We start from the raw sequence: 22,154 nt of genomic DNA, 5'->3' as shown, positions 1-22,154 counted from the left end.
AACCGCGGGCGGAGCCGTCGGTTCCCCGGTCCCGCGCCGTTGCGCCGGTTGAAGCCTACTTTCCATCCTCCGGCCGGTCGTTGACCACCGCGAAGCTGCTGAGGTCGCCCTTCACGCGCTCCTCCGACGGCAGGCGGCCTTGAACCATGTAGCAGACGTTTTCCGCCACGTTGGTTGCGTGGTCGCCGATGCGCTCGATCGACTTGGCGACGAACAGCAGATGCGTGCAGCCGGTGATCTGGGTCGGGGTTTCCATCATGTAGGTGAGGAATTCCCGGAACAGGCTGGTGTAGGCCGAATCGACATCGCCGTCGCGGTTGCGGACGGACATGGCAAGCTCAGCGTCCTGCGTCTCGTAGGCGCGCACCATGTCGCGGATCATGCCGAGCACCGTCTGGCCCATCCAGGACAAGGACGCCACGGGCGGGGCTACCGGCAGGGCCGCCAGCGTCACCGCGCGCTTCGCGACCGAACCCGCGAAATCCCCCATCCGCTCCAGGTTGGAAGCGATCTTCAGTGCCGACACGATGTCCCGCAAATCCTTGGCCATGGGCTGGCGAAGCGCCAGTAGGCGGACGCACATCCCCTCCAGTTCCAGTTCCAGCCGATCGATTTCCGCATCGTTGCGGATGATGTCCGCCGCCTTCTCGGCGTCGCGCTCGGTGATGCACTCCAGCGCGGCGGCGAACTGAGTCTCCACCCGCTGCCCCATGGTCACGATGATCCGATGCAGCTGCGCCAGTTCGGCGTCGAAGGCCGCGACCGTGTGTCCCGTGCTCATTCCCAAAACCCTCCTTGATGGCCCCATAGCGCTTGCCCCGCGTCTGTGACGCTTCTTCCACTCCAGCCGGCGACGAGGTCGCCGATGCCGCGGGGCGGCGAACCATCTTAACGAATGAAAGAGATTATCTTATGACACTGGCCCAGGATTTCGGTAATCCGCGCCCGCTCCCCTGGGACAGGGCGATTTGCAACGGTTGACATCGGGTCTGGCCATGACGCCACACGAGTTGGTCGCCGTGCTTGAAAAGCACGAGCGATGGCTGAAGAACAAAGCCGGTGGAAGCCGTGCCAACCTGACCATGGGAAACCTGGAAGGGTCGAACCTGTCGGGCGTCGACCTGACCCAGGGGAAGCTGTCCGGCGCCAACCTGGCGCATTGCGACCTGTCCAACGCCAACCTCAGCCACGCGGACCTGTTCGCGGCGCACCTGACCAAGGCCGATCTGACGGGCTGCAATCTCTACCGCGCCGACCTGCGCGGCGCCCGCATGCGCGGCGCGAAGATGAAGCGCGCGATCCTGAAGGAGGCCGACCTGCGCGGCGGCGCCCTGCTGTACGGCGGCGGCGGCAAAGGCGGGAAAGGCCTGGATTTCGTCCGATCGGACCTGACCGGCAGCGACTTCGATGACGCCATGATGGCCAACGCCAACCTGTCCGGCGCCGACCTGACCGACGTTTCGATGAACGGGGCCGACTGCGAAGGCGCGCTGATGACCGGCGCGACGATGATGCGGTCCAGCATGAAAAACTGCAACCTCGCGCGTGCCGACCTGCGCGGCTGCAACATGTCGGGCGTGAATCTTCAAGGCGCAATTCTGCGCGACGCCAACCTGACCGGCACGGTGCTGGCCGGGGCCAATTTGCGGAACGCCGACCTTCAGGGCGCCAGGATGGAGGGCGCGGACCTCGCCGGGGCCGACACCACCGGCGCCAACCTCGCCCGTTCCGCTGAGAATTTCTCGGTGCAGATCCAGGAATCGCTGCACAGCCATTACACCTGGATCAACACCAACGGCGCTATGGGCGCCCGCGCCGACCTCGGCGGGGCCGACCTGTCGCACATCGACCTGCACGGCGTGAACCTGTCGGGCGCCAACCTGAAGGGCGCCATACTGACCGGCGCCAAGATGCGCGACGCGCTGCTGATCATGTGCGACATTTCCGGCGCCGATCTGTCTGAGAGCGATTTCACCGGCGCCATCCTCGACGGCGCCACGCTGCGCGGCGCCAATCTCAGCGGTGCCCGCTTCGACGGGGCCGGCATTGGCTGGGTGGACATCAAGGGTCCGGACGGGAAGCCCACCGGACGGCTGTGGGCCGCCAACCTCACCGGCTGCAACTTCTCCGGCGCGTCCTGCGTGCGGATCAATCTGCGCGGAGCGAATCTGGCCGGCTGCGATTTCTCGAACGCGGACCTGACCGGGGCGATCCTGAGCGACGCCAACATCCGCGACGCCAAGTTCACCGGGGCCAACCTGACCGGCGCCAGCCTGCCCCCGCCCCCCGATCTCGACGACTGATGCGGTCGGCGGGCACGGGAAGTGTCCAGCCGCCGACCGTATGATCGCCCCGATCGAACTTCCCGAGCGACCGGGACCTCAGCCCAGTTCGTCGTCCATGTCCATCACGGGAAGGCTGGCGAGATTGGACGCGACGCGGCGCAGTACGCTGATCGCCGTCGCGATCTCACCGGGGGCAATGCCGAGCGTCGCCTGTTGGGCGATTTCGTTCGCGCAGGGCAGAATGTCGGTGCGCAGCGCCCTGCCCTTCGGCGTCAGGAAGATGTTGACCTTCCGCCGGTCGTGCGGGTTGCGGACGCGCCGCACCAGATCCTGCCGCTCCATGTTGTTCAGCGCGGTGACGGTCGTCGGCTCCATCATGCCGACGCGCTGGCTCAACTCGCGTTGGGTCAGTCCGTCCTCGTCCCACAGGGCGCGCAAGAAATACCATTGCCCCATACTGACGCCATGGCTGGAGATGCGGTTCTGCAGGGCGCGTGCAAACGCACGATGCACCTCCCGCGCGGCATGGGACAGGTTGCCCTCGGACCCCTGCGATTCGGTCATCGGCCGACCGACCTGCGCGCAGACGATGTCGGGCTCCTGTCTCTTGATTCTCCGTTCCATAAAAGCAATCTTTCAGCAGCCGCACCGAGGGGGACGCAGCGCTCGGCACCCCTCTAGAGCAATTAAAAACCACTCCATTGATCATATCGTTTCGCGAAAAATGCGTAAAGACAATGCGTGACCAAGCAATGTCGGCGCAGCGGCGGTTCCGCCAGCCGCATGGATGCGAAAAATCCGCGTTATGAACATCATCGCTCAAATTTCCGAAGGTGGGCAAGAATGGGAAGCGGATACACGGATGGAGCGACGTGTCGACGCATCATACTCAGGTATGCTCTTCCATTCCTTTTGCCGAACGCGCCGAGCGCACCCGGCTGGAAGACGCGGAGCGCCGCGCGTTTGTTGAAGAGTTTGTGACAGTCGTTTTCCCGGCGGCGTGAAGGGTTGCGAAAGCCACGCGCCGTCCCCAAAAAGGCGCCGGGCCGAACATGGCCAAGCAATCAGGGGCCGGCGCCCCGTCGTCGGGCACCACCGCCACCACGCAGCAGATCAGAGCACAGGAGCACCGCAGCATGCGCCCCACCTCCGGACGCACCGTTACCCTTGCCGCCACCCAGATGGCCTGCGGTTGGGACCGCGAGGCCAACGTGGCCGGCGTCGAGCGCTTGGTGCGCCAGGCGGCGGCGCGCGGCGCCCAGATCATCCTGCCGCAGGAACTGTTCGAGACTCCCTACTTCTGCAAGGACCAGAAGCAGGATCTCTTCGCGCTCGCGCACCCTGTGGAGGACCACCCGGTCATCGCCCGGATGAGCGCGCTGGCGCGCGAGCTTTCGGTGGTCATCCCGACCAGCTTCTTCGAGCGGGCGCGGAACGCCTATTACAACTCGATCGCCATGATCGACGCCGACGGCTCCGTGCTCGGCGTCTACCGCAAGTCGCACATTCCCGACGGGCCGGGCTATCAGGAAAAATTCTACTTCAGCCCCGGCGACACCGGATTCCAGGTCTACAAGACGCGCTACGCGGCGGTCGGCTGCGCGATCTGCTGGGACCAGTGGTTCCCGGAAACAGCGCGCGCCATGGCGCTGAAGGGCGCGGAGGTCCTGCTCTATCCGACCGCCATCGGGTCGGAGCCGCAGGACTCCTCGCTCGACAGCCAAGCCCACTGGACCCGGGTGATGCAGGGGCATGCCGGTGCCAACCTGATGCCGTTGGTCGCGTCCAACCGCGTCGGGCGGGAACAGGGGGAGACCTGCGCCATCACCTTCTACGGCTCCTCCTTCATCGCGGGGCCGACGGGCGAGTTGGTGGAGCAGGCCGACCGCGAAAGCGAGACGGTGCTGACCGCCAGCTTCGACCTTGACCGGATCGCTGCGCAGCGCGCCTCCTGGGGCGTGTTCCGCGACCGCCGTCCGGAACTGTACGGCCCGTTGATGACCCTGGACGGTGAGACGCCGGTCCGGCGCTGATGACCGTCCAGAGGCGGGCGGTCAGACGGTGATGCCGGCGTAGGCCGGTCGCCGCCCGATCGCGGAAGCCGCCCCATATGCCGCCGCCCCGCGCGCCGCCAACGCCGGGGCGGCGGATCCGTTTTCGGGGGGCCGTTCCCCGGGTGTTCCGCCCCTGGAAGTGCCCTCTCCGGCGCCGCCCGTTCCCGATGACGCACTGCGTTGTTCCTGCTGGGCCTGCGCCTTTGCAGCGTCCGCCTGCTGCGCGACACGCATATCCTGCGGCGACGGATCAGCGGGCGCCAAGGCTGCGGCCTTGACCGTCTCCATCTTGCGGATGGTGGCCTGCGGGTCGCGCTCCGGGCTGGTGTCCACCGGGACTTCCCCGGCGGTCGCGTAGTTCTTGCCGTCCGGGCCGCGCGTGTAGGTGAAGGAGGCGCCGCCGGCGTAGGGTCCGCCCGTCGCCTGATGCGCCGCCTCGTGCTGGCGCACGCTGGTGTCGGCGCGCTGGAGCGCCTGGATCTGCTGTTGCTGCTGGTCGGATGCCGGTTGTGCGGACGGGTCGGCGGCGCCGGACGCGGACACCCCGCGGCCGGCGCGCAGGCGCGACAGCCCGGACAGAGCGTTCGACGACACACCCGAAATCATGGCCCGCGATCCCCGCGCGCTCTCCCCCGACAGGATAATGACGATACACCCGCACCGGCGCGACGGCAACGGGGCGGTGTACGGCTGGTCGCATCACGCGAAAACGATTGTTTTTCCCGAAAATCACACGCATTGGTATTCCGTCCAGAGTACCAGCATCCCGCTGGTGGACGCGGCGCAGGCCACGACAGTTGATGCTTGAAGCGACACGCAGGATTTTTGCTCGCGTCGTGTCCTGGGTGGCGCCTTGGATGGCGCTGGCCCTGTGGGCATTCGCGGCGTTGGCCACCGAGCCGGCGCGGTCGCCCCACCCTCCGCCAAACGCGCCTCAAGCGGGGCAGACCACCGCCTCGCCGGTGGAGGTCGCCTATTCGGCCCGCGCCGCAAACCCGCTCCGGCAGTTCGGCTATGACCAGTTCGGCCCGGACAGCGCCACCCACAACAGCTCCGGCGCCGTGCAGGCCGACTACGCGCTCGGCCCGGGGGACGAGTTGCTGGTGTCGCTGCGCGGGCAGAAATCCGTCAGCAAGCGGTACGTGATCGACAACGCCGGCCTGCTCACCGTCGACGACGTGCGCCCCGTCGTTGCCCAGGCCCTGACCCTGGCGGAGCTTCGCACCGAACTGGCCGGGGCCGTGGCGTCCTCCTACCCCAACACCGATGTCTTCGTGTCGGTCACCGAGGTCCGGCGCATCGGCGTCCTGGTGACCGGGTCCGTCGGAAGGCCCGGCCGTCACGAGATCGGCGCCTTCGGCACCCTGCTCGACGCCTTGTCGGCCGCGGGTGGGGTCACCCGTTCCGGTTCCCTGCGCCGCATCCGCCTGTTCCGCGCCGGCGCGGGCGACGACAGCCGCGCCGTTGACCTCTACGATCTTTTCATCACCGGGAACGGGGCTCAGGCGGGCCTGCGCCTTCGAGACGGCGACCGGCTGTTCGTGCCGCCGCTCGGCCCCACCCTCGCCGTCATGGGGCCGGTCAACCGGCCGGGCATCTACGAACTTCCCCCAGACCGCAACGCGCTGACGCTGGCCGAGGCGAAGGAACTGGCCGGCGGGGTGCTGCGCCCCGGCGCGCAACGCGCGTTGCGCTTCGCGATCGGTCCGAACGGCGAGGAAACCACGGAGGAACTCGGCGGGGCACCGGAACCCGTCCTGGCCGATGGCGACCTGCTGTCCCTGGCCCCGCTGCGGGAAGACCGCCGGGGCGAGGTCCGGCTGGAGGGGCACGTGCTGCGTCCCGGTCCGCGGGCGCTCGCCGCCGCGCGCAGCCTCGACGCGCTGCTGACCAAAGCCGACCTTCGGCCGGAGCCGTACCTGCCCTTCGCCGTCCTCGCCGCGAAAGACCCGGCGACCCGCTCGCGCACGCTGGTGCCCGTCGACTTGGCGGCGGTGCTTCGCGGGCGCGACCGCCGTTCGCTCACTGAGGGCGACGCGCTCTACGTGCTGGGCGCCGACGACGTTGATTTTCTAACATCGGAGCCCGTGCTCGACCTGCTGCGCGGCGCCAAGGCGCCCGCGGCGGAATCCTGCCAAGGCCTCGTGGTGCTCGCGCGCGCTTTGGCCGCCCGGCCCGATGGCCCCCTGGCGAAGGGACCGCAGGCCCGCGCCGCGGCCGAGCTGACCGGTTCGCGCATCGCCTGCCCGCCCCTGTTCGACGCGGTGCCGGACCTGCTGGCCTTCGCGCTGGAGCACTCCACGCTCCTGCTCGGCGGTGTGCCAAGGCCGGGCTTCTATCCCTCCGCCGCAGGTGCCGGAAGGGAAGCGCTCGCGCGCGCGGCGGGTGGTTTGGAAACGCCGTCCTACGGCGGGGCATCCTCTGGCGGGGCATACGGAGGCCGCACGGCCGCGGAAGGCGTGATCGTCGAATCCGACGAGCCCCTGTACGAATTGGTCGGCCATGTGCGCCGGCCGGGCGTGCGGCCGTTGGCCGGTGGGGCGACCTTGCGCGACGCGCTGACCGGCGGCGGAGCGCTGAAGCGGGACGTCTACCCGCTGCTCGGCGTCATCGAGCGCACGGACCGGCGGACGCTCGCCCGCGCGCTGATCCCCTTCTCGCCGCAAGAGGTCGCGGCCGGCCGCGCCAACCGCAAGCTGGCCGATGGTGACCGCGTACACCTGTTTTCCGCGGACCGGGTCCGCGCCCTGCTGTCGCCGACGCCGGCCGAACCCGCTCCGCCAACGGCGGAAGAACCGATTCCGCCAGCGGTCGTCGCCCTGCTCGGCGAGCGCATCGTCCAGGTTCGGGGTGCGGTGCGCGCCCCCGGTCCCTATCCGGTCGCCGAGGCGGCGACGCTGGAGGCGCTCGTCGCGGCGGCGGGTGGGCTTGCCGCCACCGCCGATCCCGGCGCCGTGGAGATCACGGCGGCGAACGGAACGCGGCGGCGTGTCGATCTGGCGGCGGCCGAACGCCTGACCGCGGGGCCCGGTGACGCCATCCGCGTCAACCCCGCCGCCCAGGCCATGGAGACGCGCGCGGTGACCATCGCCGGCGCGGTGCGGCGTCCCGGCAGCTACGACATCGCGCGCGGGGAGCGGCTGTCCTCGCTGATCGACCGGGCCGGCGGCCTGACCGCGGAGGCCTATCCCGCCGGGACCGTGTTCCTGCGCGAAAGCGAACGGCGGCGCGAGCGCGACGTCTACGCCCAGAAGGCCCGCGAGCTTGAGGAATGGATGGTGCACGAGGTGGAAAAGGGCGAGGCCGCGCGGTCCGACGTGGTCGGGCTCGCCCGCCAACTGGCCACCCAGCTGCGCGGAGTCGAGCCTTTGGGGCGCATCGTGGTGGAAGCCGATCCGATGGTGCTGCGCGGCCGGCCCGACCTCGACCCGCTGCTGGAACCGGACGACCGCATCAACGTGCCGAAGCGGACGCTGACCGTCACCGTGACCGGGGAGGTGCAGCACCCCGTCGCGGCCCAGTTCGTCAGCGGCAAGACCCAGGACGATTACCTGCGGGAAGCGGGCGGGCCCACCCGCAACGCCGATTCCGACCGCGTCTTCCTGGTGCTCCCCGACGGGCGGGCCCAGCCGCTGGCGCTGTCGTCCTGGAACCACATGGTCCAGGCGATCCCGCCGGGGTCGATGCTGGTGGTGCCGCGGGATCCGAAGCCTTTCGATTTCCTGGAATTTTCCAAGAGCATCGGCAGCATCCTCGGACAGTTGGCCATCACCGCCGCGTCGGTGTCGGTGATCGCGCGGTGAGCGTCCGCCTCGCCATCCTGACCGTGGTACGCGACGACCGGGCCGGCCTGATCGCCACCCACCAGAGCCTGCGGGAGCAGACGTCCCAAGCGTTCGACTGGATCGTGGTGGACGGCGCCTCCACCGACGGGACCGCCGAATGGCTGGCCGAACACGCGCACGAGACGGCGTGGTGCCGGTCAGCGCCTGACGGCGGCCTCTACGACGCCATGAACATCGCGCTGGAAGCAGCACTGGCGGTCACCACGGCCAGCCATGTCCTGTTCCTCAACGCCGGCGATCGGCTGGCCGGCCCCTTCGTCCTCGACCATCTCGCTCGGTTGGCCGGGCGCGAGCCGGACGCCGACCTGATCTACGGTCACGCGCACGAGCGGCTGCCGGACGGGCGTGTGGTTATGAAGCGGGCGCGCTCCCACCGGTGGGCGGCGCTGGGCATGTTCACCCACCACCAAGCGATGCTGTACCGGCGCGGCGCCGTGGCCGACCTGCGCTTCGACACGCGCTTCGCGGTGGCCGCGGATTACGCCTTTACGTTGGGCGTCCTGAGTCGGGGTGGCCGTGCCGTCCTGAGTCCCTGTTCCTTGTGCGAATTCGCCCCCAACGGTCGGTCGCAACGGCAGGCCAACCTGGGACGCCGCGAGCAGTGCACCATCCGGAGCGACCTGTTGGGGTACGGAATCCTTGGAAACGCAACATTGTTCGGCCTTCAATGCTTGACCTTGACCATGCGACGGCATGTTCCGCGACTCTACGAGAAATTTCGTTTCCACCCCTCTGATACATCCTGTCTTTTGTGATTTTTCACCCCTGGACAGTGCAGGAAGGTGTTGATACGCACGAATGGTTGCATACAATTTACTTTCTGAACTAACCATTTTCCCCGGTGGTGCTTGCCGCCTCCATACTGAGGGTCAATTTGATGAGCTCGACCAAGACCAAGCTCGCGCCCGCCCACACGCTGTCGCGCCGCGGCGAGGGCCCCAATCCCATCGACATCCATGTCGGTGCGCGGCTGCGCCTGCGTCGCACGTTGCTTGGGCTGAGCCAGGAGAAGCTGGGCGAGGCGGTCGGCATCACCTTCCAGCAGCTGCAGAAGTATGAACGCGGATCCAACCGCATCAGCGCCAGCCGGCTGTTCAACCTGTCGCAGGTTCTGGGCGTACCGGTCAGCTACTTCTTCGACGACATGCCGTCGCCGGAGCACATCGCGACCCCCTCGCCCGATCTGCCGCCGTCGGAGACGGAGGAGTTCGAGTCCATGGCCCGGCGCGAGACGCTGGAGCTGGTCCGCGCCTATTACCGCATCGACGACGCGTCGGTGCGCAAGCGCACCTTCGATCTGCTGAAGGCGCTGGGCGGCGACAAGGCCACGGACGAGGACGATTGACCCTTCAAGGCACACTTCACCACCGTGACACGCCGGGCGCCCTGCATCGCCCGGCGTCGCGCGTTTTGACGCCCACCTGCCAGTAGTAGAAGGCCCGCGCCAGCGCGTGGTCCAGCCCCGCCCGCCCGTCCAGGAATCCCAGGCGAAGCAGGTAGGCGTGCAGGAAAACCAGCAGCGGTCTCCCCGGCGCGCGGTGGAGCGCCCGCTTCAGCCAGCGCCGCAGCCCGGTTTCCCGCCCGATCAGCGCCGCCATGCGGCTGTCCGCGCGCAGGGCGGCCTCCCAGTCCGAATAGCGGTTGTGCCGGTCGAACCAAGCGGACAGCGGCTTATCGTCCGCGTGGTCCAACGTGTGGCGCAGGCGCCCGACGCTGCCGGCGACGTCCGGCTGATAGTGCCCCTCCACCTCCCACATGGCGGCGACGTCGAGGTCGGGCACCTCGGGGAAGCGGGCGCGCCGCCGGTCCAGCAGGGCCAGCTTGCGGTTGCCGGCCCCGAAGCGGAGCCGCCGGCCGAGGAACACCGGACGACCATCGATGAAATAGGCGGCGTGGCGCGGTCCATCCGCCATCAGTCGCGCGATTTCCGCGACCAGCGGTTCGCCCAGCCGTTCGTCGGCGTCCACGACCAGCACCCAGTCGTGGGACAAGGGCAAGTGATCGAGGCACCATTGTTTCTTCTTCGGATAGCGGCCGTCCCACCGGAAGGGCACAACCATGGCGCCGAAAGATTGGGCGATGACGACGGTGCCGTCGGTGCTGCCGCTGTCGACCACGAAAACCTGCGCGAACCGTTCCAGCGCCGGGAGGCAATGCGGAAGGTTGGCGGCCTCGTTGCGCGTCATCACCACGACGGACACCGGGATCATGCGCCCGCCCGCCAGACGGTGCGGAGCGATAGGAACACCGCGCCCGCGACCAGACCCACCAGCGTCGTCACCGGCACCACCAGGATGGGGTTCGGCCAATCCGGCAGGCGGGCGGCCGTGGGCGGTACGATCGCGTCGGCGGCGAGCGGCAGGTCGACCTCGATCATCATGGCGACGCGCTCCTGCTCCGACAGCAGGTCGGCCAGGGCGCGGCGATGCTCCGCAACCGTGATGCCGGTCAAGCGCGCGCGGACATGGGCGATCTGCGCGGCGCTCCGCCGCGCCGCCTCGGCCCGCAGATGCGCGTCGGTGGCCGACGCGACGGCGGTCAACAGGCGCAGGGCCATCTCCCGGTCGGCATGGCGGAGGGTGATCCGGCGCATGGGGCCGCTGCGCACCATCTCGACGAGGATGCGATCCTTCATCGCGCTCGACACGCGCTCAGGGTCCGGCTCCAGCCAATCCTCCCGCCCAACCGCCGCCAGGAACAGGCGCTTCATCCAGGGCAGCACTCCGGGCGCGGGACGCCAGTGGCCAGCCTCCGCGTCCCAGCGGCCGGGAAACAGCGCCCGCATCAGGTCCGCGTCGGCCATCACCCGCTCCGCCACGGGAACGGACCCGAACAGCTCCAAATAGCGACCGAAGTCGGACAGAAGCTCGTCGCCCGGTCCGGGCTCCGCCGCGGCGAGCGGCGTATCGTGCCCCAACAGGACGGGCAGGCGCGCGCCCATCGCCGCCGCGCCGACCCGCGCCGTTGGTCCCACAACCATGCCGGCGGTGTATTGCGGCGTCACAACGCGGATGGCGCCCGCGCCCAGCAACAGCCCCAGGAGGGCACCGGCCAGCGGGATCCGCCACCCCTCCCGCAGGGTGTGCACGAAGCCACGCAGCTGACGGCCGGACAGCCCCCCGGCGTCACCCAACCGCAGGCTCGACGACCCGTCAGGCATGCGGAAGCCTCCGCCCGGTCACACGGACGAGCGGTGTCGCCACGGCAGGGGTCGTCACGGGACGGGCCGCCCGCTCCAGCAGCGACTCCGCCAAGGCCGTGAAACGCCGGGCCGCCGCGTCGGCACCCCAGCGCACCGATGCGGACAACGCCCGCCGCCCCTCCTCCGCGCAACGCACCGGATCCCGGGCATAGCCGCGAACTGCTGCGGCGAGCCCGGCGCCGTCCGCCGGGTCGAGCACACGGCCGCAGCCGTCCACGAGAGCGGCCGCCTCGCTTCCCGCCGGGCCAAGGAACAGGCAGGGCCGGCCGGCGGCCAGCGCCCCCGCCACCTTGCAAGGCACGAGCAGCCCCTCGGCCCGTGGATCCATGCTGGCGAGGTGGAGATCGGCCGCGGACAAGCTTTCGGACAGCCGTCCGACCGGCTGAAGCGGCAAGACGCGCAGGTTGCGCAAGCCGCGCGATGCCGCGGCTGTCTCCAGCGCCGGCCGGCCGCGCCCCTCCCCGATCACCAGGAAGGCAAGGTCCGGATCGGTGCGTGCGAGTTCGGCGGCAGCATCGAGCACGCCACCCATCGGGTGCGCCAGCCCCAGATTTCCGGAATAGGCTATGGTGAAACGCTCGCCGAGGCCGAGTTCGGCACGGAATCGGTTGTCCTCCCGCGCCACCGGGCGGATGCCAGGCTCCGCCCAGTTCGGCAGAAGCACGATCCGCTCGGCCGGGACGCCGAGCGCTCCCAATTGCCGCGCCATGCAGCGCCCAATCGCCACCACGGCATCATGCCGACGCAGCGCCCCGGCCACCGACCATTCCACCAGCCGGTACAGCGGATCCGGAATCCGCAAGCCAAGGACCGGCAGCAGCGCCGGATAAAGGTCGTGGCACCAATGGACGGCAGCAGCACCGTGCCAAGCCGCCAGCATCGGCCCCACCCGCGCCATCAGCGGCGGGTCGGTCATGGTCACCACCACGTCGTGGCGCGGCAGCCGCATGGCGCGTGACGTCAGGCGTCGCAAGGCATCCAGGTAATCGCGAACCATCGTGGCTGCGCCGCGCCGGCTTCCATGTTCCCCAGCCCCGCTGTCCATCGGGCCGGCGCCCGTGCGCACCACGGTCACGCCGGGCGGCGCGGCGCTTGGCCCATCGCCGTCGGCCACCACGGTCACCCGCCAACCGGCCGACGCCATCCGTTGCGCCAAGTCGAACGCACAACGACCGGTCGCCCCTTTGTCTGGAGGAAACACGCGGTTGACGAAGAGGATGGAAGGGGAATGCGCCAAGGGCCGACACCGTCGCATGAAAAGCACGCATAAGTATGCCTTTCGGTCAGGACGATGACAACGCGTTCCGGCGCTCCGCGGTGAGAAGCAGCAAGGTCAGCAACAGGCCGGTATCCAGATACTTGAAACTTGTGTGCACGCAAAAGGCCATCACCAGCGGCGGCAGGACCGCCCAGGCCAGCGGCGGATCGCAGCGCAGGGCCGACAGGGCCCGGGGTGCCAACGCCAGGATGTAGGCGCTCAGGGCCAAGGCGCCGAGAAGGCCCGTCTTCGCCAGCGCGTAGGTCGGCAGCGTGTGGGTGTAGGACACGCGCCAGCCGCCCACCGCCGGATTGGCGATCAGCGCCCCCCATCCCTGGCCGAACAGGAAGGAGCCCGGATCGGCGATGGTCAGCGCGACGACCGCAGCCGCCTCCTCCCACCGCGTGTTCGCCCCGGCAAGCCGGTTCTTCTCCGCCACCTGCGTCAGCGCGCCGACGACCATGTCGGGAAAGGCCAACACCACGCCGGCCACAGCGAGGAGCGCCAACCCGACCGCCAGCGGCGCACGGCGGACCCGCCAGACGCCGACCACCAGGAAAGCCGCCGCGGCGAGACCGAGCGCCATCCGATGCACCGCGCCGGCCAGGGCGCCCAAGCACAGGAAGCCGAGGGCCAGGCACACCGCCCCGGCGGTCCGCTGCGCCACCCCACCGCGCGTCGCCATCTGGATTCCCGTCAACGGCAGGGCGATAGCCGCGAACAGGACCGAAGGGGCGTTCAGCAGATAGACGCCGCCGTCGGCCATCGCTCGCGACCCAACCGCTCCGAATCCCCAACTCGCCTGTTTCCACCAACGCAGAGCGAAAGCCGCACCGGCCAGCATCAAGCCCCAGCGGAGCCGGCGCACGGCAAGCTCCGCGTCATCGTCCAGAAGCGGAACGAGCAGCACGGGCAGGAACAGGTAGAGCAGGGGAACCACATCCCGCAGCATGTCACCGGGCGCCCAGCCCACCCAAACGCCGCGCAGCACCGGCACCCAGAGCAGCCAAGCCAGGGCGAGCACGGCCGGCGTCTCCCAACCGTCCAGGCGGGGGTCGCGCAACGCGTGGGCGGTTGCGACGTACAGCGGCCGCCGCAGGCCGATGGCCAGCAGGAGCAAAAGGCCTATGCCGGCCTCGGCCATGCGGATGTCGGACGGGGCGGGCGCGCTGAACAGGCCGTAAAGCGCCAACGCGAGGAAAAGCCCCAAGGCTCGCAACGACGGCGCCCAATCCGATCTTTTCACGCGTCCTCTCGCCGGTATGGATGCCGCAGGATCGCGGCCCGGCACCATCACACACCCGCATGACGCGTGAAAAGATCGGAATGGACGCCGATCAGGCGTAGCGCTGCTCGGCGCGGTCCAAACGGTAGAACAGCCCTTCCTGCGGGTGAAGCCGCAGTGTGCCGCTCAGCACCACCGGCTCCTGCGATTCGCGCATGGGGATCTGGCTGTGGACGTGCAGCATGGTGGCGGGGTTCGGCCTCTGGCAGGCCGGGCAGGAAATCGGGTTGGCGGCCAGAATGAAGCGGTTGTGGGCCGCCGCATCGCTCAACGGAATCATGAAGCCGCGCACGGTGACCTGCTTTCCATCCAGCGCCGTCACGCGGGTCGGGAACTTCGGGTCGGCGGCCGGTCCGTCCATCCGCACCTGCACGAGGTCGCGCCACAGCGCGGTGGTGTCATCCAGCGGCAGGTGAAAGGGGCCGACGGGGTGGCTCGGCTCCGTGGTGCCGGTTGCCCAGATGGCCCAACCGGCCACGGGCGCGAGCGCCAGCGGCATCAGCAGCTGTCGGCGTGACGTCATGGCTGTCCTCCCTCAGTTCCGGACCCTGGTTCCACGACGGTTGCCACCAAAGGAACCGACCGTCGGCTGGGCCTTATGCTTTGGACAGGATTGTTCACCCTTATCCGCCAGACGTCAACAGGACGGACCTCGGCTACAGGACGGCCATACGGAAGGGCCCGGCCACCCCCTGTCTTCGGACATTCGTACGCCGCCCTATAGGATTGAGCGGGGGCTCTGCCTATACTTTTTCAGGGGCATCAACATTGGGGAACGCCAGGGGCATGCAAAAAGGGCCCACCTCGAAGCCGGCGCACTTGCGGCTGTCCGAAGACCAGACCACCGAACTGGCGGACATGTTCCGCCTGATGAGCGACCCGTCGCGGCTGCGCATCATCCTGGCCTGCCTGGAAACGCCGACCTCCGTCGGCGACATGGCGACGGCGCTCGCGCTGTCGCCCTCCCTGGTCAGCCATCATCTGCGGCTTTTGCGCGCGGGGCGGCTGATCCAGGCGGAACGGCGCGGCAATCGGGTCTTCTACTTGATCACCGACGAGCACATCCGGCGTGTCCTGTCCGACATGGTCGACCACGTTGCGGAAAGCGAGGGCGACCTGGAACCATAATTTCCTTAAAAGGCAAAAGGTTATAACAAAATCGCAATATGGTTTGACGGTCGGGAACGGACATACCATAGTCCCCGTCATGTTGCGGTGCACCCGAACCGCGGCGGCTTCGAGGATCGTGGCATGGAAGCGTTCCGGTTCCAGCCGGGGGAAACCCCGGTCCTGCTCAGCATTCCCCACGTCGGCACCGCGGTACCGCCTGATATCGCCGCCACCATGACCGACGCGGCGCTGGCTGTGCCGGACACGGACTGGCACCTAGACCGTCTCTACCATTTTGCCCCGGCGCTGGGGATCGGGTACCTGAAGGCGACCTGTTCGCGCTACGTGGTTGACCTGAACCGCGATCCGGCCGGCAGTGTTCTCTACCCCGGTGCCAACAACACCGAGCTGTGCCCCCTCACCAGCTTCGACAACCAGCCTCTCTACAAACCAGGGCAGGAACCCGATGCGGCCGAGGTTGATCGGCGCGTCGGCGCGTACTGGCGCCCCTACCACGAACAGTTGCGCGGGGAGTTGCAGGCGTTGAAGGACCGGTTCGGCGTGGCCGTGCTGTTCGACGCCCATTCCATCCGGTCCGTGGTTCCGCGCTTCTTCGACGGGCAGCTGACCGACTTCAATCTGGGCACCGGCGGCGGCGGAACGGCGGCGGCGGCCTTGGTCGGCCGCCTGATGAACGTGCTGGCCACCTCCGGCCGCTATTCGTCGGTCCTTAACGGCCGCTTCAAGGGCGGCTTCATCACCCGCCATTACGGGAATCCCGACGACAACATCCACACGGTGCAGCTGGAGCTGTCGCAGCGCACCTACATGGACGAGGACGCCCCTTTCCGCTTCCGCGAGGACTTGGCTCAAGACGTGCGACCGTCGCTGGAGCGAATGTTGAGCGTGATCGTCGAGTGGGCCTGGGAAAAGGCGTCCACGCGCCGTCGCGGTTCGCTCCTTTAAGATAGCCCGCCTTTCTACATCCACACGCCGCGCACGTAGGGCGTCAGCAGCGTGTCCTGCATGATGATGTGGTTCACCAGCCATTTGGCGGTGAATTTGTAGATGCGCTCCGCGTTCTGGTGATTCGGTTCCTTGGTGAAGGCGTCCGAAAGCTCGCTCAGGATCCGCACGGCCTCGTGATGCTGGTGCACGTGCTCGTCGAACTTCGGGTAGTGGACCTTCTGCATGATCTTTTCTTCGCGGGCGAAGTGCTGCTGCGTGTATTCCAGCAGCTTCATCAGGATCTTCGCGACGCGCACTGGCGAAAACACGCGGCCGTTCATCGCCGCGTCCAGCTCGTTCAGATACTCGATCAGGTGTTTGTGATCCTCGTCGATGGACGGCTGTCCGACGCTGAGCTGCCGCCGCCAGGAAATGACACCCATGAACCCTCCGGATCCTCACACCCAGGGCCGCCCCGGATTCGTCGCCTGGACTTGCAGCGTGTCCTGGTGGGCAGAATGTCCTGATGGGCGTCCTGGCCGTCGGATTATGGGCGTATTTTCGACAAGTCCCTACACATACGATCGTCACATGGCAATTTGCCGCACCTGCTCGCCTTCACGCGACAGGGCGAACGAAGACTTGCCGTCTTCGCCCGCCCCGCCGGCCAATATTGGAAGAAGGAGCGACAATCCGCTCCCTGAACCGGTCGTTTACCCGACGATCGAGTAGCCGCAATCCACGTAGGTGGTGTCGCCCGTGATGCCCTTGGCGCCGTCGGTCGCCAGGAAGGCGGTGGTGTAGCCGACCTCCTCGATGGTCACCAGCCGCTGCTCCGGCGCGCGCTCCGCCGCCTTGGCCATCAGCTCATCGAAATGGGCGATGCCCGACGCGGCGCGGGTCTTGATCGGACCCGGGGAGATGGCGTGGACGCGGATGCCCTTCGGGCCAAGTTCCGCCGCGAGATAGCGCACGCAGCTCTCCAGCGCGGCCTTCACCGGCCCCATCACGCCGTAATTGTCGATCACGCGGTTGGCGCCGAAGTAGGACATGGTGAACAGCGTGCCGCCGTCCTTCATCAGGGGCTCCGCGTAGCGTGCCATGCGGAGGAAGGAGTGGCAGGACACGTCCATCGCCATCTGGAAGCCCTCGCGCGTGCAGTCGACGACGCGGCCGTGCAGATCCTCCTTGGGCGCGAAGGCGATGGAGTGCAGCGCGAAATCGAGCTTGCCCCATTTCTGTTCGATCTTTTCGAACATGGCCTTCAGCTGGCCCTCGCCAGTGACGTCCACCGGCTCGAAGATTTCGCACTCAAGCTGGTTCGCCAGCGGTTCGACGTGCTTCTTCGCCTTCTCGTTCAGGTAGCTGATCGCGAGATCCGCGCCGAGCGCGCGAAAGGCGCGGGCGCAGCCCCACGCGATCGACTGATCGTTGGCGATGCCGAGCACGAGGCCCTTCTTGCCTTCGAGAGTGGCGGCAGCAGGAATAATCGTGGTCATGGCTGACTTTCCCGGGTTTCAGAGTGGCCGGAGGACGGGGTGAGCGAAATGGAACACCCTCGTTGTGCAACGCAACATAATCCAGACGAAGGATATAGGCAACGAGTTAAAGTCGCAATAAAACAGACATTATCTCTTTATGCTTCCGTAACCGAACGTGCATGCGCGAAAGGCGAGAATAGATGTGATGATGCACCTACCACGAACTTGGGTGCACCGCCATGACCGAGATCAAACAAATTCGACGCTGAACGAAATAAGCCCTCCCCGGTGGGGAGGGCTTTCTAAAGGGCGGGCAATCCGCGGTCACGCAGTGCCTGGTGTGAATGACGGCGGATCGCTGGCGGGGAAGGATTCCTTTGACGCTTCGTCCACCTTCTCCTCGTCGCAGGCTTCCGAATAGATGTCGCCGGGATGTCGCGAGAAGCGGTCTCGCCCGTGCTCCACATCCTGGGCGGGAATGGTCCGCGCGTCATGGCCGTGGTGGCCGAAACGCTCCTCGATCAGCGCCTTGCCCGGGCAATAGCCCGTCAGCCCGCGGGCGACCAGCGCCCCGCCGGCCAGCGCCATCGCCGCACCGGCGACCGTTGGCCGACGGAGCCCGAGTACGGCCAGCAGCCCGCCCCCGACGAGCGACACCAGCCGCTCGGTATGGCCAACGTTGATCATCCGCTCGTAATCCTCGGTCCGGGCCGGCATTTGGTGGTCCGAGGCTTGGTGGCTCATCATCGCCATGCTGTTCCTCCTGTTCCTGCTGTGCGCGTCCGTCCTATTGCGGCTGGGACGGGGATGGGGACGGCGGCGCCGACCCGCCCTGGGATGGGGCCGGCGGTGCGTCGCCGCTTCCGCCGGCGCTTGGCCCGGCCGGACTGCCCGGCTTCTGCTGCGCAGTGGTGTCGCCCAGGGTGCGCGCCTGCGCCAGTTCCCGCTTCAGCCGGTCAACCTCCTGCGACAGGCGCTGCACCTCCTGCTGCACCTGCGGGCCCCCGGTCGACCCGACCGGCAGCCCCGCCGCGGCGAGCGCCGCCGAATCGCGAATCCAGTAGGGCTGCACGCCGTAGTAGGTGTGCAGCGCCATCGCCCACTGGCGGTCCGACATGTCCGGTCGGTTGGAATTGGTGAATTGCGGCGCGGCCGTCAACCGGTCCTTCGGGACGTTCAGCACATAGCCATCGCCGGCGGGCGTGGCCTGGACGAGCGTCCAGGGAACCGGGAAGTTCCGCTGCCCCAGCCCCAGGAAACCGCCCAGTTCGACCACCGCGTAGGCAACCCGGCCGGTATCCGGATCGACGACGAGTTCGGAGATGGAGCCCATCTCTTCGCCGTTCGGGCTGTGCAGCTTGGCTTTCGCCAGATCGTCGGCGGCGACCACGCGGGGCTTCTCGATGGAGCGCACGAGCGCGCCGGCCTCGCCCAGGATCGTCTGGCAACCCGGCTCGTTGCCGCCCTGCCCGGCCCGCTCCGCGGTCTGGCGGAGCCCGCGGAGCTGACCGATTTCCTGCGGAGTCGCCGCCGCGGGTGACTGGGCGGCGGCCGCTTCGAAGGCGGCGATGCGCTGGCCGAGGCGGTCGATGCCGTCCGGGCAGGACGGCGTCGCCCCTTGCGCTAACACGGGCCATGGTCCGAGCGCCCCCGCGATCATGGTGGCGCTGAGGATCAGGCGTCTCATCGTCGGTCCCTCCGGGTCGGTTCTCGGGTGATGCAGGTGTCACCCAGAGAACAGCACGGCCAAGGCGGAGGTTCCGGCGCGACCCAACCGGAGAGGGTCAGCCCGGAAGCGGCAACCCGCCCCGCTGGACGATGAAGGACTGCACCGCGTCCAGCCCCTGCCCGGTCTTGATGTTGGTGAAGACGAAGGGCCGGTCGCCGCGCATCTTGCGGGCGTCGCGGTCCATCACCTCCAGGCTGGCGCCGACCAGCGGCGCGAGGTCGATCTTGTTGATGACCAGCAGGTCCGACCGCGTGATTCCCGGCCCGCCCTTGCGGGGGATCTTGTCGCCGGCCGACACGTCGATGACGTAGATGGTGATGTCCGCCAGTTCCGGCGAGAAGGTCGCCGCCAGATTGTCGCCGCCCGATTCGATAAAGATCAGGTCGAGGTTCGGGAACTTGCGGTTCATCTCGTCCACGGCGGCGAGGTTGATCGACGCGTCCTCGCGGATCGCCGTGTGCGGGCAGCCTCCGGTCTCCACACCCATGATCCGATCCGGCTTCAGTGCGCCGGAGCGGGTGAGGAATTCGGCGTCCTCCTTGGTGTAGATATCATTGGTGATCGCCGCGACCTCCCAATCGTCGCGCATGCGCTTGCACAGCGCGTCGGTCAGCGCGGTCTTGCCGGACCCGACCGGCCCGCCGATGCCGACGCGCAGGGGACCACCATGGCTTTTCGAGATTGCAGCGGTCATGAGCGGAACAGCCTCGTGTATTGGGTTTCGTGGATCATGGAGGTCCAATCGACGGCCATGGCGCGGCTGCCCAGGTCGTCGAGCGGTGTAGTGAGCGCGGCCTCAGCCGCAGAGTGGACCACCGAGTCGAGCGCGGCGATGGCCTTCTGCCCATCCGTCTGCCCCAGCGGCACCAGCCGCACCCCTGCGGAGACGAGGTTCGCCGCGAAGGCGTGCAGATAGGCGGCGAGCGCCGGCCCCTCCGGCACGCCGATCAGGGCGGCGGCCAGCGCCACGGCCACGGCGTAGGCGACCGGGCGGCCAGTGCCGGCGATGACGCGGTCCCAACGCTCCAGCCCGTCCATCGGCCAAGCGGCGCGCACGGCGATCAGGAAGGCCTGCCCCTGCGCCCGGCTTTCCAGCGCGGTCTCGGCGGAGGCGCGCATCGCGTCGGCACGCTCCACCGCCCAGGCGAAGCCCGCCTCATCGCCGGCCAGCACGGCGCGGTGCGCCGCCGCGAACAGCATGCCGTCGGTCCGCCCGGCGCCGTGGCGCAGGATGCCGTCCATCCAACGTGCGAGGCTGTCGCGGTCGCGCACCAGCCCCTGCTCCACCGCCGCCTCAATGCCATGGCTGTAGGAGAAGCCGCCGACCGGGAAGGAGGGGGAGAGCCAGGCGAGGAGTTTGGTGAGGTGCGTGGTCGAGACGTGCCCCCACCCCGACCCTCCCCCGCTGGGCGGGAGAGGGTGCCTATCCTCGCCAACGCGCGTTTCCCCTCCCCCGCCCAGCTCTCGCGCAAGCGAAGCTTGCGCTGACGCGGCAGGCGGACCCTCTGGGTCCGCCGAGAGCGGGGGAGGGTCGGGGTAGGGGCCAGCGCCCTCACTCATGCGAGTGCCCATGGGAATGGGAGTGCGAATGGCCGTGCCCATGGTGGTGGTCATGGCCGTGATCATGGTCATGCGAATGACCATGCGAATGCCCATGCCCGCCCGAATACGCCCCGCCCTCCGGCGCGAAGGGCGCGTGGATGGCTTCCACGCTCGCCCCCAGGCCACGCAGCATGTCCTCGATCACGTGGTCGCGGCGCAGGCGGATCGTCTCGCCAACGATCTGCACAGGCAGGTGCCGGTTGCCGAGGTGCCAGGCGATGCGGGCGAAGGCTTCCGTCCCGCCGGTGCAGCGAACCTCCATCAGGTCCTCCGCCGCGGCGACGACGCGCAGGTAATTGCCGTCGCCCAGTTCCAGCCCGTCGCCGTCGTCCAGCGCCACGGCGCGTGGCAGGTCGAGCAAGAAGTCCTTGCCAGTGTCGTCCGTCATCATCATGCGACGGCGGTGGCGGTCGTCGAAGGCGAGAGTCACGGTGCCGACCTGACGCTCCGCGGACCAATGGCCGCGGGCGTGGACCCGGGTGGCGCGGCGGAGCGTGTCGGTCATGGGGAAAGCCGTTCGAAAGGGGTGGGTCGGCCGAAGAAGCGCCCGGCGAGCGCGCCGACCGGTTCCGCCGCCCCCGTGGTGAAGAAGCGCGGCGCCACGGCGTGCCCGTTCATGACGGGCGCATACTCCGGGTGCCGCTCCAGGTATTTGTCCAGCGACCGCGCGACCAGGGAAGGCTGGCACAGCACCTCCACGCCGGGCGGAAGCGCCTCGGCGAACAGGTGCGCGACGAGGGGGTAATGGGTGCAGCCCAGCACCACCGCGTCCAGCACCTGTCCGTCGAGTTGCGCCAGGAGGGCGTCGACGTAGCCGCGCACCGCCGGCTCCAACTCGTCGTCGCCGGCTCCGCGCTCGATCAGCGGCACGAGGTCCGGGCAGGATTGCTGGACCACTCGCACGTCCGGCGCACGCTTGCCGATCTCCCGCGGGAAGGAGCCGGAGCGGACGGTGGCCGGCGTGGCGAAGACGCCGACCGTGCGCGGCTCCGGCCGCCAGTCGGCGGAGGGGCCATCCTGCATCCAGGGGACGCGCGTGATCGCCTCGACCACCGGCACCAGCACGCCCAGCACGTTCCGGCCGGGATAGGCCGTGGGAAGCCACGTCTGCTGCATGCGCCGCAGCGCCACCGCCGCCGCGGTGTTGCAGGCCAGCAGGACCAGCCCGCAGCCCTGCTCGAACAACCGCTCCACCCCCTGGACCGTCAGGCGGTGGATGTCCTCCTCGCTGCGGGGACCATAGGGGGCGGCGGCGTGGTCGCCGAGATAGACGAAGGGCCGGGCGGGGGCTGCAGTGACCAGAGCGCGCAGAACCGTCAGCCCGCCATGCCCGGAATCGAAGACACCAATCACGA

25 protein-coding genes are annotated in these 22,154 nt (G+C 68.4%); 9 read left to right on the top strand and 16 right to left on the bottom strand.

The features are described 5' to 3' along the window. Nucleotides 1-55: 55 nt before the first annotated feature. Nucleotides 56-781 (bottom strand): phosphate signaling complex protein PhoU, encoded by a 726-nt coding sequence (gene phoU, locus M2351_RS07665; protein WP_264655517.1) that lies wholly within the window; start codon nucleotides 779-781, stop codon nucleotides 56-58. A gap of 214 nt (nucleotides 782-995) precedes the next feature. Between phoU and M2351_RS07660 the strand changes: the two genes are divergently transcribed. Continuing rightward, nucleotides 996-2,303, top strand: a complete 1,308-nt coding sequence (locus M2351_RS07660; protein ID WP_264655516.1) for a pentapeptide repeat-containing protein — start codon at nucleotides 996-998, stop codon at nucleotides 2,301-2,303. A 78-nt stretch (nucleotides 2,304-2,381) separates the two neighbouring features. On the opposite strand, the gene M2351_RS07655 is transcribed toward M2351_RS07660, so the two are convergent. Continuing rightward, the gene (locus M2351_RS07655) at nucleotides 2,382-2,849 is read right to left on the bottom strand and encodes a MarR family winged helix-turn-helix transcriptional regulator (RefSeq protein ID WP_264655515.1); all 468 of its coding nucleotides are present in this window, start codon (nucleotides 2,847-2,849) and stop codon (nucleotides 2,382-2,384) included. Between the two features lie 308 nt (nucleotides 2,850-3,157). Between M2351_RS07655 and M2351_RS07650 the strand changes: the two genes are divergently transcribed. Together M2351_RS07650 and aguB are read left to right on the top strand one after the other, a co-directional pair. Further along, nucleotides 3,158-3,289 (top strand): hypothetical protein, encoded by a 132-nt coding sequence (locus M2351_RS07650; protein WP_264655514.1) that lies wholly within the window; start codon nucleotides 3,158-3,160, stop codon nucleotides 3,287-3,289. A gap of 132 nt (nucleotides 3,290-3,421) precedes the next feature. Continuing rightward, a complete protein-coding gene (gene aguB, locus M2351_RS07645) occupies nucleotides 3,422-4,318 on the top strand; it encodes an N-carbamoylputrescine amidase (protein WP_264656850.1) in 897 nt (298 codons plus the stop codon). A gap of 21 nt (nucleotides 4,319-4,339) precedes the next feature. Here the strand turns inward: aguB and M2351_RS07640 are convergent, their stop codons facing one another. Next, nucleotides 4,340-4,945: a putative metalloprotease CJM1_0395 family protein gene (locus M2351_RS07640; protein ID WP_264655513.1), complete on the bottom strand. Its 606-nt coding sequence runs from the start codon at nucleotides 4,943-4,945 to the stop codon at nucleotides 4,340-4,342. Here M2351_RS07640 and M2351_RS07635 point away from each other — a divergent pair. The 4 genes from M2351_RS07635 to M2351_RS07620 all read left to right on the top strand — a co-directional run bounded on the left by M2351_RS07635 (nucleotide 4,944) and on the right by M2351_RS07620 (nucleotide 9,529). Continuing rightward, a complete protein-coding gene (locus M2351_RS07635) occupies nucleotides 4,944-5,147 on the top strand; it encodes a hypothetical protein (protein WP_264655512.1) in 204 nt (67 codons plus the stop codon). The two genes, M2351_RS07640 and M2351_RS07635, sit on opposite strands and share 2 nt — an antisense overlap. A 49-nt stretch (nucleotides 5,148-5,196) precedes the next feature. Further along, nucleotides 5,197-8,142, top strand: a complete 2,946-nt coding sequence (locus tag M2351_RS07630; protein WP_264655511.1) for an SLBB domain-containing protein — start codon at nucleotides 5,197-5,199, stop codon at nucleotides 8,140-8,142. After that, a complete protein-coding gene (locus M2351_RS07625) occupies nucleotides 8,139-8,939 on the top strand; it encodes a glycosyltransferase (RefSeq protein WP_264655510.1) in 801 nt (266 codons plus the stop codon). The genes M2351_RS07630 and M2351_RS07625 overlap by 4 nt, the downstream gene beginning before the upstream one ends. A 122-nt stretch (nucleotides 8,940-9,061) precedes the next feature. After that, complete coding sequence (locus M2351_RS07620) at nucleotides 9,062-9,529, top strand: helix-turn-helix domain-containing protein (protein ID WP_264655509.1); 468 nt, start codon at nucleotides 9,062-9,064, stop codon at nucleotides 9,527-9,529. Nucleotides 9,530-9,545: 16 nt separating this feature from the next. Here the strand turns inward: M2351_RS07620 and M2351_RS07615 are convergent, their stop codons facing one another. From M2351_RS07615 to M2351_RS07595, 5 genes are all read right to left on the bottom strand, one after another. After that, complete coding sequence (locus M2351_RS07615; protein WP_264655508.1) at nucleotides 9,546-10,394, bottom strand: glycosyltransferase family 2 protein; 849 nt, start codon at nucleotides 10,392-10,394, stop codon at nucleotides 9,546-9,548. Continuing rightward, nucleotides 10,391-11,344 (bottom strand): hypothetical protein, encoded by a 954-nt coding sequence (locus M2351_RS07610; protein ID WP_264655507.1) that lies wholly within the window; start codon nucleotides 11,342-11,344, stop codon nucleotides 10,391-10,393. Before M2351_RS07610 ends, M2351_RS07615 begins: the two co-directional genes overlap by 4 nt. Further along, nucleotides 11,337-12,641 (bottom strand): glycosyltransferase family 4 protein, encoded by a 1,305-nt coding sequence (locus tag M2351_RS07605; protein ID WP_264655506.1) that lies wholly within the window; start codon nucleotides 12,639-12,641, stop codon nucleotides 11,337-11,339. The genes M2351_RS07610 and M2351_RS07605 overlap by 8 nt, the downstream gene beginning before the upstream one ends. A 28-nt stretch (nucleotides 12,642-12,669) precedes the next feature. After that, the gene (locus M2351_RS07600) at nucleotides 12,670-13,854 is read right to left on the bottom strand and encodes a hypothetical protein (RefSeq protein ID WP_264655505.1); all 1,185 of its coding nucleotides are present in this window, start codon (nucleotides 13,852-13,854) and stop codon (nucleotides 12,670-12,672) included. A 127-nt stretch (nucleotides 13,855-13,981) separates the two neighbouring features. Further along, entirely contained in the window at nucleotides 13,982-14,452 is a 471-nt protein-coding gene (locus M2351_RS07595; protein ID WP_264655504.1) for a DUF3299 domain-containing protein, read from the bottom strand. Between the two features lie 263 nt (nucleotides 14,453-14,715). Between M2351_RS07595 and M2351_RS07590 the strand changes: the two genes are divergently transcribed. Then, nucleotides 14,716-15,057, top strand: coding sequence for an ArsR/SmtB family transcription factor (locus M2351_RS07590; protein WP_209772215.1), 342 nt, complete (start codon nucleotides 14,716-14,718; stop codon nucleotides 15,055-15,057). A gap of 123 nt (nucleotides 15,058-15,180) precedes the next feature. Beyond that, nucleotides 15,181-16,005, top strand: a complete 825-nt coding sequence (hutG, locus tag M2351_RS07585; RefSeq protein WP_264655503.1) for an N-formylglutamate deformylase — start codon at nucleotides 15,181-15,183, stop codon at nucleotides 16,003-16,005. Nucleotides 16,006-16,019: 14 nt separating this feature from the next. Here hutG and M2351_RS07580 read toward each other — a convergent pair whose 3' ends face one another. The 8 genes from M2351_RS07580 to murI form a co-directional block, all read right to left on the bottom strand. Then, nucleotides 16,020-16,430: a bacteriohemerythrin gene (locus tag M2351_RS07580; RefSeq protein ID WP_264655502.1), complete on the bottom strand. Its 411-nt coding sequence runs from the start codon at nucleotides 16,428-16,430 to the stop codon at nucleotides 16,020-16,022. 270 nt (nucleotides 16,431-16,700) lie between these two features. Next, complete coding sequence (fabI, locus tag M2351_RS07575; RefSeq protein ID WP_264655501.1) at nucleotides 16,701-17,486, bottom strand: enoyl-ACP reductase FabI; 786 nt, start codon at nucleotides 17,484-17,486, stop codon at nucleotides 16,701-16,703. 306 nt (nucleotides 17,487-17,792) lie between these two features. Next, nucleotides 17,793-18,221, bottom strand: coding sequence for a YgaP-like transmembrane domain (locus M2351_RS07570; protein ID WP_264655500.1), 429 nt, complete (start codon nucleotides 18,219-18,221; stop codon nucleotides 17,793-17,795). A 34-nt stretch (nucleotides 18,222-18,255) separates the two neighbouring features. Beyond that, a complete protein-coding gene (locus tag M2351_RS07565; RefSeq protein WP_264655499.1) occupies nucleotides 18,256-19,155 on the bottom strand; it encodes a PRC-barrel domain-containing protein in 900 nt (299 codons plus the stop codon). Nucleotides 19,156-19,252: 97 nt separating this feature from the next. Further along, on the bottom strand, nucleotides 19,253-19,891 hold the full coding sequence (ureG, locus tag M2351_RS07560) for an urease accessory protein UreG (protein WP_264655498.1): 639 nt from the start codon (nucleotides 19,889-19,891) through the stop codon (nucleotides 19,253-19,255). Continuing rightward, on the bottom strand, nucleotides 19,888-20,484 hold the full coding sequence (locus tag M2351_RS07555; protein ID WP_264655497.1) for an urease accessory protein UreF: 597 nt from the start codon (nucleotides 20,482-20,484) through the stop codon (nucleotides 19,888-19,890). Before M2351_RS07555 ends, ureG begins: the two co-directional genes overlap by 4 nt. A 265-nt stretch (nucleotides 20,485-20,749) precedes the next feature. Beyond that, a complete protein-coding gene (gene ureE, locus M2351_RS07550; protein ID WP_264655496.1) occupies nucleotides 20,750-21,304 on the bottom strand; it encodes an urease accessory protein UreE in 555 nt (184 codons plus the stop codon). Further along, nucleotides 21,301-22,152, bottom strand: coding sequence for a glutamate racemase (murI, locus tag M2351_RS07545; RefSeq protein ID WP_264655495.1), 852 nt, complete (start codon nucleotides 22,150-22,152; stop codon nucleotides 21,301-21,303). Before murI ends, ureE begins: the two co-directional genes overlap by 4 nt. Nucleotides 22,153-22,154: the final 2 nt, after the last annotated feature.

Origin of the sequence: Azospirillum canadense (assembly GCF_025961225.1) — a bacterium.
Classification (GTDB): domain Bacteria; phylum Pseudomonadota; class Alphaproteobacteria; order Azospirillales; family Azospirillaceae; genus Azospirillum; species Azospirillum canadense.
Note: the sequence above shows the minus strand (reverse complement) of the source record. Positions and strands in the feature narration are given on the sequence as shown.

Bases quoted from the DNA above. Each gene is read 5' to 3' on its own strand.
- M2351_RS07615 (WP_264655508.1), bottom strand. From the start codon at position 10,394: ATGATCCCGGTGTCCGTCGTGGTGATGACGCGCAACGAGGCCGCCAAC.
- M2351_RS07635 (WP_264655512.1), top strand. From the start codon at position 4,944: ATGGCCCGCGATCCCCGCGCGCTCTCCCCCGACAGGATAATGACGATA.
- M2351_RS07655 (WP_264655515.1), bottom strand. From the start codon at position 2,849: ATGACCGAATCGCAGGGGTCCGAGGGCAACCTGTCCCATGCCGCGCGG.
- phoU (WP_264655517.1), bottom strand. From the start codon at position 781: ATGAGCACGGGACACACGGTCGCGGCCTTCGACGCCGAACTGGCGCAG.
- M2351_RS07605 (WP_264655506.1), bottom strand. From the start codon at position 12,641: ATGCGACGGTGTCGGCCCTTGGCGCATTCCCCTTCCATCCTCTTCGTC.
- M2351_RS07570 (WP_264655500.1), bottom strand. From the start codon at position 18,221: ATGGCGATGATGAGCCACCAAGCCTCGGACCACCAAATGCCGGCCCGG.
- hutG (WP_264655503.1), top strand. From the start codon at position 15,181: ATGGAAGCGTTCCGGTTCCAGCCGGGGGAAACCCCGGTCCTGCTCAGC.
- M2351_RS07610 (WP_264655507.1), bottom strand. From the start codon at position 11,344: ATGCCTGACGGGTCGTCGAGCCTGCGGTTGGGTGACGCCGGGGGGCTG.
- M2351_RS07630 (WP_264655511.1), top strand. From the start codon at position 5,197: ATGGCGCTGGCCCTGTGGGCATTCGCGGCGTTGGCCACCGAGCCGGCG.
- M2351_RS07620 (WP_264655509.1), top strand. From the start codon at position 9,062: ATGAGCTCGACCAAGACCAAGCTCGCGCCCGCCCACACGCTGTCGCGC.
- M2351_RS07580 (WP_264655502.1), bottom strand. From the start codon at position 16,430: ATGGGTGTCATTTCCTGGCGGCGGCAGCTCAGCGTCGGACAGCCGTCC.
- fabI (WP_264655501.1), bottom strand. From the start codon at position 17,486: ATGACCACGATTATTCCTGCTGCCGCCACTCTCGAAGGCAAGAAGGGC.
- aguB (WP_264656850.1), top strand. From the start codon at position 3,422: ATGCGCCCCACCTCCGGACGCACCGTTACCCTTGCCGCCACCCAGATG.
- ureE (WP_264655496.1), bottom strand. From the start codon at position 21,304: ATGACCGACACGCTCCGCCGCGCCACCCGGGTCCACGCCCGCGGCCAT.
- M2351_RS07595 (WP_264655504.1), bottom strand. From the start codon at position 14,452: ATGACGTCACGCCGACAGCTGCTGATGCCGCTGGCGCTCGCGCCCGTG.
- M2351_RS07660 (WP_264655516.1), top strand. From the start codon at position 996: ATGACGCCACACGAGTTGGTCGCCGTGCTTGAAAAGCACGAGCGATGG.
- M2351_RS07590 (WP_209772215.1), top strand. From the start codon at position 14,716: ATGCAAAAAGGGCCCACCTCGAAGCCGGCGCACTTGCGGCTGTCCGAA.
- M2351_RS07640 (WP_264655513.1), bottom strand. From the start codon at position 4,945: ATGATTTCGGGTGTGTCGTCGAACGCTCTGTCCGGGCTGTCGCGCCTG.
- M2351_RS07565 (WP_264655499.1), bottom strand. From the start codon at position 19,155: ATGAGACGCCTGATCCTCAGCGCCACCATGATCGCGGGGGCGCTCGGA.
- ureG (WP_264655498.1), bottom strand. From the start codon at position 19,891: ATGACCGCTGCAATCTCGAAAAGCCATGGTGGTCCCCTGCGCGTCGGC.